Here is a 17,935-nt window from a genome sequence, read left to right as displayed (position 1 = left end):
GCAGGGAGGGGAGTCAGGATTGAGCAAGGGGAACACATGACCATCCGCCGTTTCATCGCCACGCTCGCGCTCAGCGCCAGCCTTGTCGCCCCCGCACTCGCGCAGGATGCTGGTGCCGCCAAGACCGCGCTGGCGGGCGATTATGACCGGATCGTCAAGGAACTGATCACCATCACCGAAATCCCCGCGCCGCCGTTCGGCGAACAGGCGCGTGCGGCCTATTTCGAGCAGCAGTTCAAGGCGCTGGGGCTCGCCGAGGTCGCGATCGATGCCGAGGGCAATGTCACCGGCATCCGGCGCGGGACGGCCCCGGCGGGCGGGCCGCTGGTCGCGATCACCGCGCATCTCGACACCGTTTTCCCCAAGGGCACCGATGTGAAGGTGCGGCGCGAGGGCAATACGCTGAACGCGCCGGGCGTCGGCGACGATACGGTCGGTCTCACTGGCCTGCTCGCCTGGATCCGCGCGATGAATGCCGCCAAGGTGGAAACGAAGCACGACATCCTGTTCGTCGCGACCGTGGGCGAGGAGGGACCGGGCGATCTGCGCGGTGTACGCTTCCTGTTCACCAAGAACGCCTACAAGGACCGGATCGCCGCGTTCGTCTCGGTCGACGGGTCCGATCCGTCGCGCATCGTCAACCAGGCGGTGGGTTCCAAGCGCTACAATGTCGCGTTCACCGGCCCCGGCGGGCACAGCTATGGCGCGTTCGGCATCGTCAACCCCATGGTCGCGATGGCCGATACCGTGCGCCGCCTGTACGAGACCGATGTGCCCGCGAACCCGCGCACCAGCTATGCCGCCAGTGTCGTCTCGGGCGGCACCTCGGTCAACTCGATCCCCGACCGCATCGAGCTTCAGGTCGACATGCGCTCGCCCGATCCCAAGGCGCTAGACCGGCTCGAGCAGCGCTTCCTGGCGATCGTCGATGAGGCAGTGACGGCGGAAAACTACGCCCGCTCGACCAATGTCGGGACGATCGCGGCCGAGAAGAAGCGGATCGGCGACCGGCCTGCGGGCAGCACGGCGGATACCCATCCGCTGGTCGTCACCAGCCGCAAGGTGCTCGCCGATCACGGCTTCGAAACCCAGCTCCAGGCCTCCTCGACCGATGCCAATATTCCGATGAGCCTGGGCATCCCGGCGATCACCATCGGTTCGGGCGGCGGCGGTGGCCGCGCGCATTCGGTCGATGAATATGTCAACATCGAGCGCAACGCCTTCATCAACGGGCTCTCGTCCGGCCTGGCGCTGGTGGTCGCGGTGGCCAATCTCGACTGGACGAAGAAATGATCCGCGCGTCGGCGCTTGTCGCGGCATTGTTGCTGGTGGGGTGCGCCGCGCCGGTGGTGACGCGGGTCGATGCCACCGCGCCGCGGCCGCTGCCGCCGCGCGCCAGCTTCGAACTGGTCGCCATGTCCGATGACGGTGACATCTTTCCCGGCCAGGCGCGCGACATGGTCACAGCCGCACTGCGCCAGCGCGGCTGGAACCAGCAGGCAGGGGGGGACTATCTGCTCGCGGTGACGCTGGCCGAACGTCCGGCGAGCATCGCGGTCAAGGCTGGCGATGATCTGGGCAAGGTTGCAGGCACCATCGCCCCGGCAGCGGATCGCAGCAACAACAGCGGCTGCGCCAGAAGCGACCATCGGCTGACGATCACGCTGACCGAGCGCGTGACGGGCGATGTCGCCTTTGCGAGCGACGCTTCCGAATTTCACTGCAGGGCGCGGCTCACCGACAGCCTGCCGCATCTGGTCAGCGCTGCCGTCGACCGGCTGGATGTCGGCCCGGGCAGCGTCCAGATCGCTCGCAAGGGCACGCGCTAGTCGGGATCGTCCAGCGGCAGCGTCAGCTCGAATGCCGCGCCGCCGTCTGCAGCATTGTGCGCAGCAATCGCGCCGCCATGGCGCTGCACCACGGCCGCGACATAGTTGAGACCCAGCCCGATGCCCTTGACGGCGTGACCGGCATTCTCGCTGGCAAAGCGTTCGAACAGGTGCGGCATGATCTCCGGGTTGATGCCCTTGCCCTGATCGCGAATGCTCAGCCGCACCTGCCCCGACACGCGTTCTATCTGCACCGTGACCGTGCCGGAATCGGGGCTGTACTTCACCGCATTGTCGATCAGATTGACGATGGCGCGGAACAGGCTTTCGCGTTCGGCAGCGACAAAGGCGCAGTCGCTTTCGTCGATGACGCGGATCTGCACACCCCGCTGCTGGGCGATCGGCCACAGGCTGTCGGCGGCCTCGCTGGCAAGGTCCGCCGCGATCACCGGCTCGGGATCGAAACCCCGCTCCTGCATGCGGGCGAGATCGACGAAGCTGTCGGCGAGGGTTAGCGTCTGGCGCGCATGCCGTGCGATGCGCGCTCGGTCGACCGTGTCACCATCTGTCGCCAGCAGGGCCAGGATCGCAGCCTGGGGCGCGCGCATGTCATGCGACAGCAGTTGTAGCACCCGCTCGCGCTCGCGCCGCGCATGGGCGATGACAGTGATGTCGGTAAGATAATCGATCCGCCCGCGCGGCTGTCCATCGGCGCCGACAATCGCAGCGCGGCGCAGCACGAACGCGCGGCCGTCGCTTGCCTCGAACTCGATATGGCCGCTGTCCGGGTTGGCGAGATAGGCCGCGACCGGCTTGCGTGCTGCCGCCTCGGCAATATCGGCAAGCAGACCATCGACCTCCGCCCCGAGCAGCCCGTCGCCGAAAGCGGACGTTGCTGCAGCATTGGTGAGCACGATACGACCCGCCAGATCGCTGACCAGGGCCGGATCGGGCAAGCCCGCCAGCGCATCGCCGACCAGCCGCTTGAGATCGCGCAACTGGGCGATCGCGCCGGCCAGCTGTTCGGCCTGACGGGTCACATGGTCGCTATCGCCTGCCATGGAGCGGGTGAGGGGAAGCGACTCTTCGTTCTCGAGCCGGGCGAGCTCGCTGCGCATATAATCGCTGGTCGCCTGCAGCCTGCGCCAACCCCATAGCGGATAGACAAGCGCTATCCCCAGCAGTGCGGGGCCGGGCGCGATCCACCAGTTCGCCGCCAGTGCCGCAGTACTGAGCATCAGTGTCGCCAGCATCAGTCCGATCGCGAGCAGGCTCGCGGCGCGCGGGCGGATGCGCCAGAAGCCGAGCATCAGCAGCCAGGCCGGAGCAAGGGCGAGGGCGATCTGCAGCGGGCGCGGGAGCGAATGCACCCAGCCATCCTGCAACTGGGCATTGGCGATGTTCGCGTTGATCTCCACCCCCGGCATGTTGCCGCCATCGGATACAGGCACGGGATAGCGATCGCCCAGGCCCTGCGCTGTCATGCCGATCAGCACCCTGCGGCCGGCGAGGAGAGCTTGCGGCACCTCGCCGCGCAGCACGCTGACATAGGAAATGGTCGCAAAGCTTTCGGGTGGAGCAAAGCGCAGCCGCCGTGCCGCATCGCAATCGGCGGCCTGTCCGCTCAGTGCCATCAGGTGCGGCAGCGGTGCGCTATCTTCCGTGGCGCAAAAGCACAGCGCCGCAGCGCGCACGGTGCCGTCGGCGTCGATTTGCGTGTTCGCATGGCCGATGGCAGCGGCCCTCCTGGCAAGTGCGTCCACCGGATCGATCCGCTCGAAGGCCTGGCCGTTGCGACCGGGGACGAGGAATTGCACCGGGAGACGCACGCCGAGGCGCTGCATGGCTTCGGCCAGCGCAGGGTCATCGGCGGAAGGCTCGGTCAGCAGCAGGTCCATCGCTACCGATTGCGGACCCGCATCGGCGAGCCGCTGGAGCAATTCCGCATGCAGGCGGCGCGGCCAGGGCCAGCGGCCCAGCGCGGCCAGGCTCGGCTCGTCGATCGCGACGATCAGGATATCCGGATCGGCCTCGGCCGGGGCGGCGCGCATCGCGGCATCGTAGAGCAGATCGTCGGCGGGGCGCGTCCAGCCACCGAGCAAAGCGGCGATCACGAGCACCGACGAGAGCGCCGTGACCCAGACCCACTCGATATGGAAGCGACGGCGCAATCCTGCCGATCCGCCAGCTGCGCCCTTCCTCGGCTCATTCACCAAGGACGAAGCTCTCCATCGCGGTCCAGTCGGTATCGGTCTCGTCTTCGCTGTGCGTCGTCGTGCCGACCCGCCAGAGGTAACGGCCTGGCGACAGGTCGCTCAAGATGATCGAAGATCCGGCCAGCCCCGCTTCATCGACCAGCCAACTCGGGCTGTCCTCGCGGCGCAACTGGAAGCGGTAGCGCCGCATGCCCTCGCCGGAACCAATCCATCGGAAGACATAGCCATCCTGACCGGGCACCGCCGGCTGGGTGGCGGTGGCCAGCCTCCGCCGGAAGGCGATGGTGCCGGGCAGGCCTTCCAGTCCCGATGCGGCAATCGCCGTGAACCGGGCAAAATAGCGGCCATTCCCGAGCGAGGGCACAGTAAAATCCGGGCTGTTGCCGGACACATCCTCGACAATGTCCACAAAACCGCTGTCGCGGCCTATCTGCAACCGATAGGCTTGCGCACCGGCCACGGGCTGCACCGTAAAGGCAACCATCGGAGCGCGCTGGACACCTGCTCCGCCGATCAGTTGCGGCGCGGGCAGCAAGGGCTCGACGGCAATGGCGCCGCTGCTGCCGATCACCGCGCCGAACTCGGGCGCGAGCTGTGTCTCCTCGGCCGATCTCGCCTTCAGCGCAATGCCGCCCTCGATGAGCTCGGATCGAGAGGTTTCGGTGCCGGCATCGAAATGCGTGCGGAAATCGGTTCCGCGGACGGCGGACACCGCAATCGGGTTGCGCAGGCGGAAGCGGTCGTCGCGGTTGCGGAACGGCGTAACACGGCTACGGGCCGATCCGGTCTCCAGCGTCAGGTCGTAATCGATGCTGTCGGTGATCAGCAGCTTGCGCAGCCGCCCGATTCTCAGCGCGCTGTTGGACGGCAGGGTGATGACCGAACCATCGGTCAGCGACAGCGAGAGCGAGGAGGCAGGCCCGGTGGTCACGCGCGCGCCTTCGCCCAGTGCCTGACCCATGGCAACGCTGCGCAGTGGAGCATTGGCTACCGATGCGAGCGCCTGGCCGCGAAACGCGGCGATCGTCGCGCTGGCCGGGCGCGATCGCAGCAGATGGATCGGCAGTGACAGCTGGCTGGCGATCGGCAGCTTGTAGGGATCGGCCACGCGGTTGATCCGCTGGACTTCCTTCCAGTCGGTCTCGCGCAGCATGTAATCGCGGGCCAGCTGGATCAGCGTGTCGCCCTTGCGCACGGTATAGGTGACCGTGTCGTCATCGCGCACCTGTGCCACCGCTGGCCTGGCCACGGCCAGGCCGCCGGCGAGCAGCATCAGCAACATCAGCCAGAACGTCGGCGCGGCACGCAGGGTCATCCGGTTGCTTCAGGGTCCTTGGATGGATCAGTCGTCTCGAGCCGATAGCCATAGCCGAAAACGGTGAAGATGCGAAAACCGTTTTCCGGCTTGAGACTGAGCTTCGATCGGACCCGCGAGATGTGCATGTCCAGCGTGCGCGTGGCGAGATCGGCGCTCGTGCGCCAGATCGTTTCCATGATGTACGCGCGCGACAGCGTGCGGTCGCGGTTGCGGAACAGCAGGTCGGCCAGCTCGAATTCCTTGGCGGTGAGCACGATATCGGCGCCATCATGGCGGATCGTCTGGGCCATGCGGTCGAGGCGATAGCCGCCGAACTCGGCGATCTTTTCCATCGTCGCGCCGCCATGCGTGCGCCGCAGCACCGCTGCGATGCGCGCGGCAATCACGCTTTCCTCCTCGGGCTTGCAGATATAGTCGTCGGCCCCGGCATTGAGCGCATCGGTGACGTCGCGCTTGGCGGTGCGCGCGGTCAGCATGATCACCGGCGGGGGGCTCTCGACCGTCGTCTGCATCCATTCGACGATCTGCAGACCGGACTTGCCAGGCATGTTCCAGTCCAGCATGACAAGATCGAACGTATCCCTCAACAGGGCAGCCGCCAGCCTTTCTCCGTCGCCGAATTTGGCGCAGATATGACCCATGCCAATGACAACGTTTTCAAGAAAGGCGAGACTGCCTGCGTCATCATCCGCGATTGCGATGCGCATCAAATTCCCCCGACATGCGCCCGGATTGGTCTTAACTCTTGTTAAGCATGCAAATGCCTGTTTTTGCGGTAATTGGCGAGTCCCCTCGTATACGTTTTTACATAGCTTTACACGCGGATGGTCTCAGGGCGGCGGAATTCCGGGACTTTGCGCATCCAAACCGATCAAGAATTGACATCAGAGGATAAGATGAACCCGAGCAAAGTTGATATTGGATATATTTACTCCACTTTTGGTGTGGCCATTCCGGAAGGTAATCGGGAGATATTCAGCCCGGTAGACGGCCTGACAATCGGCGGTTTTACGCCCGCCTCGGCGGATCAGGTCAACCTTGTCGCGGATCGCGCCCTGGCGGCTTTTTCCCATTGGCGTTCGGTACCTGCGCCTCGCCGGGGAGAACTTGTCCGGCGTTTCGGCGACGCGTTGCGGGCCCGCAAGACCGAACTCGGCCTGCTGGTCACGCTCGATTGCGGCAAACCGCTGTCCGAGGGGCTGGGCGAGGTGCAGGAGATGATCGATATCTGCGATTTCGCTGTGGGCCTGTCACGCCAGCTGCATGGGCTGACCATCGCCAGCGAGCGCCCCGGCCATCGCATGAGCGAGACCTGGCATCCGCTGGGTCCGGTCGCGATCATCACCGCGTTCAACTTTCCCGTGGCCGTCTGGGCCTGGAATGCCGCACTGGCCCTGGTCTGCGGTGACAGCATCGTGTGGAAGCCGTCCGAAAAGACGCCGCTGACCGCAATCGCGGTGCAGGCGCTGTTCGACAAGGTGGCGGGCGAATTTGGTCCCGATGCACCCGAAGGTCTGTCGCAGCTGGTGCTGGGCGATAGCGCGACCGGTGCTGCCCTGGTCGATCATCCCGCCATGGCCCTGATCTCCGCCACGGGCAGCACGGCGATGGGACGCACGGTCGGCCAGGCTGCGGCGAAGCGCTTTGCACGCAGCCTGCTGGAGCTGGGCGGCAACAACGCGACGATCGTCGCACCGAGCGCGGACATGGAGCTGGCGCTGACCGGCTGCGCCTTCGGCTTCATGGGAACCACCGGACAGCGCTGCACCTCGCTGCGGCGGCTGCTCGTGCATCGCTCGGTCTATGAAAGCTTCGTGCCGCGCATCATCTCTGCCGCAGCCCGCCTGCCCATCGGGGATCCGCGCGATCCGGCCAATCTGGCAGGGCCGCTGATCGATGGCGCCGCCTATGCCGCCATGCGCGACGCGCTGGCCGACGCGCGCGCGGCGGGTGCCACGGTACACGGCGGTGAACGCATCGCGGGGCCGGGCCAGGGGGTGTATGTCCGCCCCGCAGTGGTCGAAATGTCGGCGCAGACCGGGCCGATGCTGCGCGAGACCTTCGCGCCGATCCTCTATTGCCTGCGCTATGACGATCTCGACGAGGCGATCGCGCTCAACAATGCCGCCACGCAGGGCCTGTCGTCCTCGATCTTCACCAACGATCTGCGCGAGGCGGAGAGCTTCGTTGCGGCAGCGGGCAGCGATTGCGGTATCGCCAACGTCAATATCGGAACGTCAGGCGCGGAAATCGGCGGCGCGTTCGGCGGCGAGAAGGAAACCGGCGGCGGCCGCGAATCCGGATCGGACAGCTGGAAGGCGTATATGCGTCGTCAGACCAGCACGGTGAACTATTCGCGCGCGCTGCCGCTGGCGCAAGGCGTGCGGTTCGAATTGTAACGGGCGGTCAGTTGATCGAGGGGCCCAGCGCGTCGATGATCTTCCTGGCGAGATCGTCGACGCTATAGGGTTTGACCAGCAGCACGACATCGCTGTCGATCACGCCGTTGTGCAATATGGCATTGCGGGTATAGCCGGTGGTGTAGAGCACCTTGAGATCGGGCCGGGACTCGCGCAGCCGGTCAGCCAGCTGGCGTCCGTTCATGTGCGGCATCACCACATCGGTGAACAGCAGATCGATTGCCAGGCCATTCTCGATCAGCTGCACCGCCTCGATCGGGCTGTCGACATCGTGCACGATGAAGCCCAGTTCGATAAGGCTGGCGCGCGCCATCGCGCGGACCCCGTCATCGTCCTCGACCACCAGCACGGTGAGGTTCTGGGGCGGCGTGAAGCGCATGGCGGTCTGGCTGCCGGGCTCTTCCTCTCCGGACAGCTCGGGCGCGCGCGGCAGGTAGAGCTTCACCGTCGTGCCCTTGCCCTGTTCGGAATACAGGTTGAGGTGCCCGCCCGACTGCTTGAGGAAACCATAGACCTGGCTGAGGCCGAGGCCGGTGCCCTTGCCGACATCCTTGGTGGTGAAGAAGGGATCGAGCGCACGCGCCTGTACCTCGGGCGACATGCCGAGCCCGGTGTCGCTGATCGCGATGCGGACATAATCGCCTGGCGCAAGGTCTTCCTGCTGGCCGGCATAGGCCGCGTCGAGCGTGACATTGGTCGTCTCGATCATCAGCTTGCCGCCATCGGGCATGGCGTCGCGCGCGTTGACCGCCAGATTGATGATCGCGGTTTCCAGCTGGGTCTGATCGACCGTGCAAGGCCAGACATCGCCATCGAGCTGCAGTTCGACGACGACCTGTTCGCCCAGCGTCCGTTCGAGCAGCGCGTGGACCGATCCGACAAGCGCGTTGATATCCAGCCGTCGCGGATCGAGCGGCTGCTTGCGCGCATAGGCAAGCAACCGGTGCGTCAGCGCTGCGGCGCGGTCGGCGGCATTGGCGGCATTGTCGATATGGCTGACGATGCGGGCATCGCCCTGGCCGCCTAACCGCCGCTTGGCCAGATCGAGCGAGCCGGTAATGATTGCCAGCATGTTGTTGAAATCATGCGCGATGCCGCCGGTAAGATGCCCGATCGCGTCGAGCTTTTCTGCCTGGTGCAGCCGCGCCTCGGCAATCTGGCGCTCTGCAACCTGCTGTTCCAGCTGCGCGGTGCGTTCTGCCACCAGATCGTCCAGCCCGGCATTCAGCCGAGCCAGTTCCTCGGCCACCGCCAGCCGATCGTCATGCGCGCGGAACACGCTTTCGATGATTAGCGAGATCATCAGGCTGGTGAGCAGGAAAAAGGTCATCGGCAGCCAGTCGAGATCATGCGATCGTGCCAGTGCCATGCTTGGCATGATCAGCACTTCCAGCGCGATGGCCCCGAGCACCGTTGTCAGCATCGCCGGCCAGAAGCCCGCAAAAAATGCGGCGATGACGATTGCGCCGAACAGCGTGATGAAGGGCACGCCGGTCAGATAGGCATCGAGCGCCAACCGCCCGCCCACGCCGATGGCGAAGGCCGCGATCGCGATCCCGATGCGCAGGGCCGGGGAGCGCCGCGTTCTGCGCGCCCAACCGGTTGCGATGGCCAGTCGTTTCAGCATGGATGATGTTCCGTTCGGAAAGCATCCCTTGATAGACCGGTTCGCGTCGCCGACGCAAACTTATGTTGGTTTTGCAAAGCTTTGCGACATTACTGATCGCTTCACAGCGATGCGGTCGCGAGGTCCTCTGCGCCCGATCGCGCACCATGCCCCAAAGCCAGATAGCTGTCGGACTGCATTTCCATCAGCCGCGAGATCGTCCGGTCGAATTCGAACCGGCCATCGCCGCTGGCATACAGGTCGGCAGGTTCGGCATCGGCCGAGGCGATCAGCTTGACCTTCATCTCGTACAGTGCGTCGATCAGCGTGACGAAGCGTGCTGCCTCGTTGCGGTTTTCCGGGCCCAGGCGCGGGATGCCGACCAGAAACACCGTGTGATAGCGTCTTGCAATGGCGAGATAATCCGGCGCGCCGCGCGCCTCTCCGCACAACTTCTTGAACGAGAAGACGGCAACACCCTTGAGCGACTTGGGCACGTGAATCGTGCGCCCGCCGCTGATCGGCACAACGGCGCTCGGCACATGCGCGGCATCGTCGGGCGAATAATCGGTCATGCGGAAGAACGCGGCACGCAGCGCAGCGGTCGCCTCGGGACCGTTGGGCACATGCCAGGTGTCGGTCCCCGACAACCGCTCGAGCCGGTAATCGACGGGGCCATTCAGCGAGAGCACGTCGAGCCGGTTCTTGATCAGAGCGATAAAGGGGAGGAAATGCTCGCGGTTCAGCCCGTCCTTGTACAGGTCGTCGGGCGGGCGATTCGATGTGGTGACGATGGTGACCCCGGCCTCGATGATCGCGGTGAACAGCCGCGACATGATCATCGCGTCGGCGCTGTTGTTGACGACCATTTCGTCGAATGCGATCAGCCGGTAGTTATCGCTGAACTGACGCGCGACCGGCGGAATGGGGTCGCCCTGCATCTTGTCGCGCTCGACGCGCAGCCGCGCGTGAATGTCCTGCATGAACTCGTGGAAATGGACGCGGACCTTGCGGTTGATCGCGACCGATTCGTAGAACAGGTCCATCAGCATCGATTTGCCGCGTCCCACCCCGCCGAACATGTAGAGGCCGCGCACGGGGTCGGGCTTGGCCTCGCGCGCCATCAGACGCCACAGCAGCGATCCGCGCGGCGGCACCGCCTCCAGCGCATCCTGCATCGCCTGCAGCCGCACGGCAGCGGCGCGCTGATCGGCATCGGGTCGCAATTCGCCCGCGCTGACCATCCTGTCGTAGCGGGCGAGCGTTCCGGTCATTGCGATTTCGCGCGCGGTGCAGGGGTCTTGCGGATGGTGCCGGTGAATGCGCAGACGGTTTCTCCCGCCTGCACCACCAGCCCGCGCAGGAACATCAACCGACCGGTTTCGCGGATGATCTCCACCTCGGCATCGAGCGGTTGGCCGACCTTGCCGGCGCCGACGAAATGGCTGTTGAGATCGAGCGTCACCGCAGGCCCATGCCGCAGAGCACCATGCAGCCGCGCGCAGACGAACAGCGATATATCGACCTGAGTCAGGATAGCGCCGCCATGGACGTTGTTGGCGAGATTGCCCTGCAGATGCTCAGGCTCCGTGCGCACGACGACGATGCCGTCGTCACGCTTCATCACCCACATCGGCCCAAGCGTGCTGTTATAGCGGTTCTGCTCGCGCAGTGCCCAGCGCATCCAGCCCGGACGATCGGGGTCCGGGCCGAACGCGAAATCGTCGGGCATATCGAGAGTGGTTGCGTCCACCTGTGCGGGGGTATCGAACGGGTCTGTCGGCGGATGGACCGATCAGACGTGCCGTTCGACCTCCATCTTCTTGATCTCGGCAATCGCACGCGCCGGGTTCAGGCCCTTGGGGCAGACATTCGCGCAGTTCATGATGGTGTGGCAGCGATAGAGGCGGAAGGGGTCTTCCAGCTCGTCGAGCCGCTCGCCGGTCATCTCGTCGCGGCTGTCGGCCAGCCAGCGATAGGCCTGGAGCAGGATCGCCGGACCCAGGAACTTGTCCGAATTCCACCAATAGCTCGGGCAGCTGGTCGAGCAGCACGCGCACAGGATGCACTCGTATAGGCCATCGAGCTTGGCGCGATCCTCGGGCGACTGCAGCCGCTCCTTGCCCGAGGGCACCGGCGTCACGGTCTGCAGCCAGGGCCGGATCGAGGCATATTGCGCGTAGAAATGGCTGAAATCGGGAACCAGGTCCTTGATGACGTCCATATGCGGCAGCGGGGTGATGCGGATCTCGCCCTTGCAGTCCTCGATCGCGGTGGTGCAGGCCAGGCCATTTCGGCCGTTGATGTTCATCGAGCACGATCCGCAAATGCCCTCGCGGCACGAGCGGCGGAAGGTGAGCGTCGAATCCTGTTCCGACTTCATCTTGATCAGCGCGTCGAGCACCATCGGCCCGCAATCGTCCAGATCGATGTCGAACGTGTCGTAGCGCGGGTTCTCACCGCTGTCGGGATCGTAGCGATAGACCTTGAAACGTTTCAGCCGCCCGCCGGTCTTCGCGCTGAACGCCTGGCCCTTGCCAGTGATCTTGCTGTTCGCCGGGAGCGTAAACGTAGCCATGGAAAATCCCTCGTCCTTCAATGCGTCCGGGAGCCTAGATAGTCATTTTGGTGCCAAGGCTCAATTGCATATGGCACCTTGAACCGAAAAGGATTTTCAATCCATCAACCCGTGGCTGCGCAGGCTTTCCGCGACGATCGTCTCGATCAGCTGTTCCTGCGTCCAGCCGGCGCGCACGGCGGAGCGGCCGAAGACCTTCTGGCTCCACAGGTTGCAGTTGAGATTGACCTCGAGGAAATGCAGCTCGCCCTTTTCGGCATCGAGCCGGAATTCGTAGCGGCCATAATCGAAGGGCACGAATTCCTGCGCCAGATTGGCGGTGTGCGCGGCGATCTCTGCCTCGAACGGCGAGCCTTCGAAATCGACCAACTCGTACTTGCTCGCGCGCTCGACCAGGTCGCGCTTTTCCCAATAGGTGCGCAGGTGAGTCGGATCGGCCTGTTCGAACAGCATCATCGGCAGGATCAGCGGGCGGCCATGCATCGTCACCACCGGCACCTCGACATCGCTACCGGTCAGGAACGGCTCGACGATCGCGTCATGGCCTTCCTCGTGAATCGCGGCGATCGCGTCCTTCACGCCTGCCCAGTCGCCTGCGTCGCGCACGCCCCAGCTTGCCGAGGAGGCGTTGGGCTTGATCACCATGCGCTCGGCCATCGGGCAGAGCTTCTCGTCGACCGGGCCGCCCTTGCGATAGATCGCCCAGTCGGCCGTCGGGATACCGCGCGCGCGGGCCACGAGCTTGGACAGGTGCTTGTCGTCCGAAAGGCCGCGCAGGATCGGGCTGCCGCCGAGATAGGGCAGGCCCTTGCGGTTGCACAGCAGCGGTACCAGCATTTCCGAATTCACGAAGCCGCCGCGGTTGAGCAGCGAGAAGACGAAATCGACCTCGGGCGGATCGAACAGCATCGCGTACTGGTTGCCCACCAGCAGATTGTCGAACAGACCTTCCAGGATGGTGCGCACCTCATTGTGGTACACGGCATGGTTGCCGTCCTCCGGATGCAGCGAGCCATCGCCCAGCGCGTGCTTGGCGAGGAACAGCACCTTGAGCGTCTCGCGGGTCTTCGCATCGATGGTCAGCGGGGCAGGATATTGGTTCACGGCAAAACGCACTTTCTTTGGGTTTGCGGACGGGCGTCGGGCCAAAGCGGCTTGCCTTAATGGCCAGCGCCCCTATAGCCGCGCCCTTATCCGCTTCGGGGGCGCAGCGAAAGATAAGTTTGATGCAACAGGAATTGCACAAGACGGTCAGCCATCTGCTCACGATCGGTGGAGACGAACGAATCGTCCCGGCGCATGCCGATGGCACCAACAAGTATTTCAGCTCTCCCTTCCCGCGTCAGACGGTGACCTATGCGTCATCGACCGCGAACGATATCTCGCAGCCCGCCTTCGACCATCTGTGCGATTTCGTGGCTGATCATGGGCTGAACGCGGACATGGTGGGCACCGATTATGCCGGACACCTCTCGGTCCTGCGCGATCGCATCGCGGTCGCCTATGGTCTGCCCAAGGGGACGGATGTCGCGTTCTCCGCCTCGGGCACGGACCTGGAATATATCGCGCTCCAGGCGTTTGCCGGCCGCGCGCCACAGGGCATCCACAACGTCTTGCTCGGCGCCGACGAAGTGGGCAGCGGCTGCATCCTGAGCGCGGCGGGGCAGTATTTCGCTGGCCAGACGGCGCTGGGTGTCCCGACGAGCAAGGGACAGCCGGTGGCTGGTCTCGCGCCCGTGTCGCTTTCCGAAGTGTCGGTGCGCAACGGTTTCGGCGAGGCGTTCGACAGCGCGGTGATTGTGGCTGCGATGCGCAGCGAGATCGAACGTGCGCTGATCGCGGGCAAGTTTCCGCTGCTGCATGTGGTGCATGGATCGAAAACCGGGCTCATCCTGCCGCATCTCGACGATATCGATGCGCTTATCACGCAATTTGGCGACTCGATCGGCTTTGTCGTCGATGCCTGTCAGGCGCGGATCACGAGTCCCGCGATCAGCGCCTATCTGATGCGCGGCGCGGTGGTGCTGCTCACCGGTTCCAAGTTCATGGGTGGTCCGCCCTTTGCCGGCTTTGCGCTGGTGCCGCGCGCGACGGCGCAGCGGATCGCGCCGCTGGGCGAGGGCATGGCCACGATCTTCCGCCGCGCGGAGCTTCCCGAAAGCTGGGCAGGGGCGGAAAACCTTCCGACAAGCGGCAATGCCGGGCTGACGGTTCGGCTGGCGGCAGCCTTGTTCGAGCTGGAGCGATTCCAGGCGCTCGATTTCCACACGATCGCGCGGGTGGTCGAACAGTTCCGCTGTGCCTCGCTGGCGCTGGTCGATCGGATCGGCGGTACGCGTGTGACGCCATATCCCTTTGCCGATCGCGAATCCGCGGGGGCACATCCCATCGAGATGCGCACGCTGACGACCGTGGATCTGAGCGGGGAGGGGCGTGCGATCGATTTCGACGGTGCGACGGCGATCCAGCTGAGGATGATGCAGTCGGGCGTGCGGCTGGGCCAGCCGGTCAAGTGCGCGCGCTTCCAGGGGCCGGACATGATGGGCAAGGTGCGCGGCACATTGCGCATCGGGATTTCGATGCCGCAAATGGTGGCGCTGGCGGCGCTGGGAGACGCGGCCGAAGCGCAGCTCGATTCCGATATGGCGGCGATTGGCGACGCGTTCGAGGCGGCGCTCGCGGCCGTCTGAGCCCCGCCCGACCGACCAGCACGAAAAAGGGGCGCCCTGCCGGTCTGGCGGGGCACCCCTTTTTGTTGCGACTTAAAACCCTTTAATTGCCGAAAGTGCGCTGCCACCAGCCGCGACGCGGCGGTTCGGTGCTTTCGGCGGGTGCTTCGGCGGCCTTGGCCGTATCGGCTGCGGCAGGTTCTGCCTCGGCCACCGGCTCGGGCGCAGGTTCGGCTGCAACCGTTTCGGCGGCTTCGGCCTTCGGCGCTGCCTTCTTGCGCGGCGCGCGCTTGGCCTTGGGCTTTGCGACAGATTCGGCTTCCGCAGCAGGCTCAGCCTCGGCAGCGGGCGCTTCGGCAGGAGCCTCTGCCTCTGCCTCGACGGCCGGCTTCTTCGCCCGCGAAGCGCGCTTGCGCTTGGGCTTTTCGGCCACCGGCTCGGACTCAGGCTCTGCGGGGGCTTCGGCAGGCGCTGCTGCTTCCTCGCTCACCGGCTCGGCAGGGGCTTCTGCCGCAGCGTCGTCGCCAGCGGTTTCGACGCTGTCTTCGCCAGCCTCGCCATTCTTGCGGTTGCGACCGCCACGGCGACCACGGCGGGCGCGCTTCGGCTTGGCCTCGCCGCCATCTTCGGTGGTCTCGACGGCTTCGGTTGCTTCGGCTTCGGCCGGGGCTTCGGCGTCAGCCGATGCGACCGGTTCAGCGACCTGTTCGCCGTTATCGATCTGCGCCTCGCTACCGATTTCGCCCTGGGGCTGATCGCCATCGCGCCGCCCGCGCTTGCCGCGACGCCGACGGCGACGCTTGGAACGGCCGCCTCCTTCGCCTTCCTCGCTGCTGCGCTGCTCGGCGGGGCGCTCGCCGCGCTCGCCGCGATCTGCACGATCACCACGGTTTCCGCGACCGCCGCGCTTCTCGCTGACCTCTTCCTCTTCTTCGATCTCGTCGATTTCGTCTTCGATATCGTCGTCGTCATCGTCGATGATCGGCTGGAAGGTGACGACCTTTTCCGGACGCGGGCCGCTGGCGGTCACTTCCATCTTCGCGCCTTCATTCTCCCCATTCGGCAGAATTTCGATGCGCACGCCGAACCGCTCCTCGATCTCGGCAATGTCGCGGCGCTTGTTGTTGAGGACGTAGATCGACGCTTCCTGGCTGGTGCGCAGCGTAATGATGCTGCCATGACCCCGCGCTGCCTCTTCCTCGAGCAGGCGCAGCGCCGACAGGCCCGCCGACGATGCGGTGCGGACCAGGCCCGTGCCGTCGCAATGTGGGCAGGTGCGGGTCGATGCCTCGAGCACGCCGGTGCGCAGGCGCTGGCGGCTCATTTCCATCAGGCCGAAGCCCGAGATGCGGCCGACCTGGATGCGGGCACGGTCGCTCTTCAGCGCATCGCGCATGGCCTTCTCGACCTTGCGGATGTTCGAGCCATATTCCATGTCGATGAAATCGATGACGACCAGGCCCGCCATGTCGCGCAGGCGCAGCTGCCGGGCGATCTCGCGCGCGGCTTCCAGGTTGGTGTTGAGCGCGGTCGCCTCGATCCCGTGCTCCTTGGTGGAGCGGCCCGAGTTGATGTCGATCGATACCAGAGCCTCGGTCGGGTTGATGACCAGATAGCCCCCCGACTTGAGCTGCACCACCGGTTCGTACATCGCCGAAAGCTGGTCTTCGGTGCCATAACGCTGGAACAGCGGCACCGGGTCCGAATAGCTCTTCACCCGGCGCGCATGGCTGGGCATCAGCAGCTTCATGAAGTCCTTGGCGGCGCGGTATCCTGCCTCGCCCTCGACCAGCACTTCCTCGATGTCGCGATTGTAGATGTCGCGGATCGCCCGCTTGATGAGGTCGCTGTCCGAATGGATGATCGCAGGGGCAGAGGCCTTGAGCGTCTTCTCGCGGATCTCGTCCCACAGCCGGGCGAGATAGTCGAAGTCGCGCTTGATCTCGGGCTTGGTGCGCGAAAGGCCGGCAGTGCGCACGATGCAGCCCATGGTCGCGGGCAGCTTCATCTCGGCGATGATCGACTTCAGCCGCTTGCGGTCCGAAGCGTTGCTGATCTTGCGGCTGATGCCGCCGCCATGCGCGCTGTTGGGCATGAGCACGCAATAACGGCCCGCGAGCGAGAGATAGGTGGTCAGCGCGGCACCCTTGTTGCCGCGCTCTTCCTTGACGACCTGCACCAGCATGACCTGGCGGCGCTGGATGACGTCCTGGATCTTGTAGCGGCGGCGCAGCGCCATGCGGCTGGTGCGCGCCTCGTCGCTGGCCTTGGCCTTACCGCCACGGCCATCGCGACGACGGCGACGACCGCCATTGCGGCCATTGCCGTTATTCTCGCGCGATTCTTCGGCTTCGCTTTCGCTTTCGCTCTCGCCTTCGTCGCTGTCGGAATCGCCGTCATTGTCGCCCGAAAGCGTCTCGGCGCGGATCGGTTCTTCGTCGGTCTCGATCAGGCCCTCGTCCGACAATCCGTCGTCATAGCTGCCTTCTTCGCCACCGCGGCCGGCGGCATCATCTTCTTCTTCCTCGGCGGCGAGTGCTTCAGCCTCTTCGCGCGCGTGGCGAGCCTCTTCGGCAAGCAGCGCGATCTTGTCCTCGCGCGGGATCTGGTAATAGTCGGGATGGATTTCCGAGAAGGCGAGGAAGCCATGCCGGTTGCCGCCATAATCGACGAAAGCCGCCTGCAGCGAGGGTTCTACGCGAGTAACCTTGGCGAGATAGATATTGCCCTTGATCTGCTTGTGTTCGGCAGATTCAAAGTCGAATTCCTCAATCCGGTTTCCCTTGAGCACCGCCACCCGGGTTTCTTCCTGGTGGCGCGCATCGATCAACATGCGCGTTGTCATTCAATATTCTCCGTGCGCGCGCACCGGGCGGAACCGGCCGGGTCGCTGCGCTTCTGTCTGTTATGGCGCTGGCGCTCCCGATCAGGGGGGCGGTGCGCAAACGGGTTTGTTCGATAAGGATTGTGTCTGCTGAACGGGTTTGCAGGGCGTCAAGCGCACTGGCCGCGTCGCTTTTCCGCAGCCAACCGCCCGGAAGCGGGGTGGCGGAAAAGGCGGTATTCAAACCCATAAAGCGTCAACCTGGTGATACGGCATCTGCGGCAATCGGGGCCGCAATGCTGTCAGTGAGTGCGGGCGATGACCGTCAAGCCAATGAGCCGCAAGGCTTTGCTAGCATCGCCCGCGCAATACAGCAACAAAAAGCTCAACCGCACGACCACCCGGCCGTTATTGAACAGGGACACGGCGCAATAGCGTATGTTGCCCATGCCCGGTCTTGCCGATTCATGCTGAA

13 protein-coding genes are annotated in these 17,935 nt (G+C 65.0%); 4 read left to right on the top strand and 9 right to left on the bottom strand.

Going from position 1 to position 17,935, the window contains the following annotated elements; all coding sequences use genetic code 11:
* Window positions 1–36: 36 nt before the first annotated feature.
* Together FG486_RS03715 and FG486_RS03710 are read left to right on the top strand one after the other, a co-directional pair.
* Window positions 37–1,293, top strand: coding sequence for a M20/M25/M40 family metallo-hydrolase (locus FG486_RS03715; protein WP_181266480.1), 1,257 nt, complete (start codon window positions 37–39; stop codon window positions 1,291–1,293).
* The gene (locus tag FG486_RS03710; protein ID WP_181266479.1) at window positions 1,290–1,829 is read left to right on the top strand and encodes a hypothetical protein; all 540 of its coding nucleotides are present in this window, start codon (window positions 1,290–1,292) and stop codon (window positions 1,827–1,829) included. Before FG486_RS03715 ends, FG486_RS03710 begins: the two co-directional genes overlap by 4 nt.
* Here FG486_RS03710 and FG486_RS03705 read toward each other — a convergent pair.
* Genes FG486_RS03705 through FG486_RS03695 form a run of 3 tightly spaced genes read right to left on the bottom strand, consistent with a single transcriptional unit; the run spans window position 1,826 to window position 6,070 of the window.
* Entirely contained in the window at window positions 1,826–4,042 is a 2,217-nt protein-coding gene (locus FG486_RS03705; RefSeq protein ID WP_181266478.1) for a CHASE2 domain-containing protein, read from the bottom strand. The two genes, FG486_RS03710 and FG486_RS03705, sit on opposite strands and share 4 nt — an antisense overlap.
* Window positions 4,035–5,360, bottom strand: a complete 1,326-nt coding sequence (locus FG486_RS03700) for a FecR domain-containing protein (protein ID WP_181266477.1) — start codon at window positions 5,358–5,360, stop codon at window positions 4,035–4,037. The genes FG486_RS03705 and FG486_RS03700 overlap by 8 nt, the downstream gene beginning before the upstream one ends.
* Complete coding sequence (locus FG486_RS03695; RefSeq protein WP_066282540.1) at window positions 5,357–6,070, bottom strand: response regulator transcription factor; 714 nt, start codon at window positions 6,068–6,070, stop codon at window positions 5,357–5,359. The genes FG486_RS03700 and FG486_RS03695 overlap by 4 nt, the downstream gene beginning before the upstream one ends.
* 189 nt (window positions 6,071–6,259) lie before the next feature.
* On the opposite strand from FG486_RS03695, the gene amaB reads away from it, so the two are divergent.
* On the top strand, window positions 6,260–7,762 hold the full coding sequence (gene amaB / locus FG486_RS03690; RefSeq protein ID WP_181266476.1) for an L-piperidine-6-carboxylate dehydrogenase: 1,503 nt from the start codon (window positions 6,260–6,262) through the stop codon (window positions 7,760–7,762).
* A 7-nt stretch (window positions 7,763–7,769) separates the two neighbouring features.
* Here the strand turns inward: amaB and FG486_RS03685 are convergent, their stop codons facing one another.
* From FG486_RS03685 to FG486_RS03665, 5 genes are all read right to left on the bottom strand, one after another.
* Window positions 7,770–9,410: an ATP-binding protein gene (locus FG486_RS03685; protein ID WP_181266475.1), complete on the bottom strand. Its 1,641-nt coding sequence runs from the start codon at window positions 9,408–9,410 to the stop codon at window positions 7,770–7,772.
* 101 nt (window positions 9,411–9,511) lie between these two features.
* Window positions 9,512–10,663, bottom strand: coding sequence for a cell division protein ZapE (gene zapE / locus FG486_RS03680; RefSeq protein ID WP_181266474.1), 1,152 nt, complete (start codon window positions 10,661–10,663; stop codon window positions 9,512–9,514).
* Window positions 10,660–11,142 carry a PaaI family thioesterase gene (locus FG486_RS03675; protein WP_338401575.1) on the bottom strand — a complete coding sequence of 161 codons (483 nt, stop codon included), beginning with the start codon at window positions 11,140–11,142 and terminating at the stop codon, window positions 10,660–10,662. Before FG486_RS03675 ends, zapE begins: the two co-directional genes overlap by 4 nt.
* A 42-nt stretch (window positions 11,143–11,184) precedes the next feature.
* Window positions 11,185–11,967 (bottom strand): succinate dehydrogenase iron-sulfur subunit, encoded by a 783-nt coding sequence (locus tag FG486_RS03670; protein ID WP_181266473.1) that lies wholly within the window; start codon window positions 11,965–11,967, stop codon window positions 11,185–11,187.
* 96 nt (window positions 11,968–12,063) lie between these two features.
* Window positions 12,064–13,071, bottom strand: a complete 1,008-nt coding sequence (locus FG486_RS03665; protein ID WP_066278127.1) for a D-alanine--D-alanine ligase family protein — start codon at window positions 13,069–13,071, stop codon at window positions 12,064–12,066.
* Window positions 13,072–13,193: 122 nt separating this feature from the next.
* Here FG486_RS03665 and FG486_RS03660 point away from each other — a divergent pair, with 122 nt between their 5' ends.
* Window positions 13,194–14,657 (top strand): hypothetical protein, encoded by a 1,464-nt coding sequence (locus tag FG486_RS03660; RefSeq protein ID WP_181266472.1) that lies wholly within the window; start codon window positions 13,194–13,196, stop codon window positions 14,655–14,657.
* A gap of 82 nt (window positions 14,658–14,739) precedes the next feature.
* Here FG486_RS03660 and FG486_RS03655 read toward each other — a convergent pair whose 3' ends face one another.
* Complete coding sequence (locus FG486_RS03655) at window positions 14,740–17,481, bottom strand: Rne/Rng family ribonuclease (RefSeq protein WP_181266471.1); 2,742 nt, start codon at window positions 17,479–17,481, stop codon at window positions 14,740–14,742.
* Between the last annotated feature and the right edge of the window lie 454 nt (window positions 17,482–17,935).

The sequence above is a fragment of the Blastomonas ursincola genome, from assembly GCF_013607875.1.
In the GTDB taxonomy this organism is placed as follows: Bacteria; Pseudomonadota; Alphaproteobacteria; order Sphingomonadales; family Sphingomonadaceae; genus Blastomonas; species Blastomonas ursincola.
Note: the sequence above shows the minus strand (reverse complement) of the source record. Positions and strands in the feature narration are given on the sequence as shown.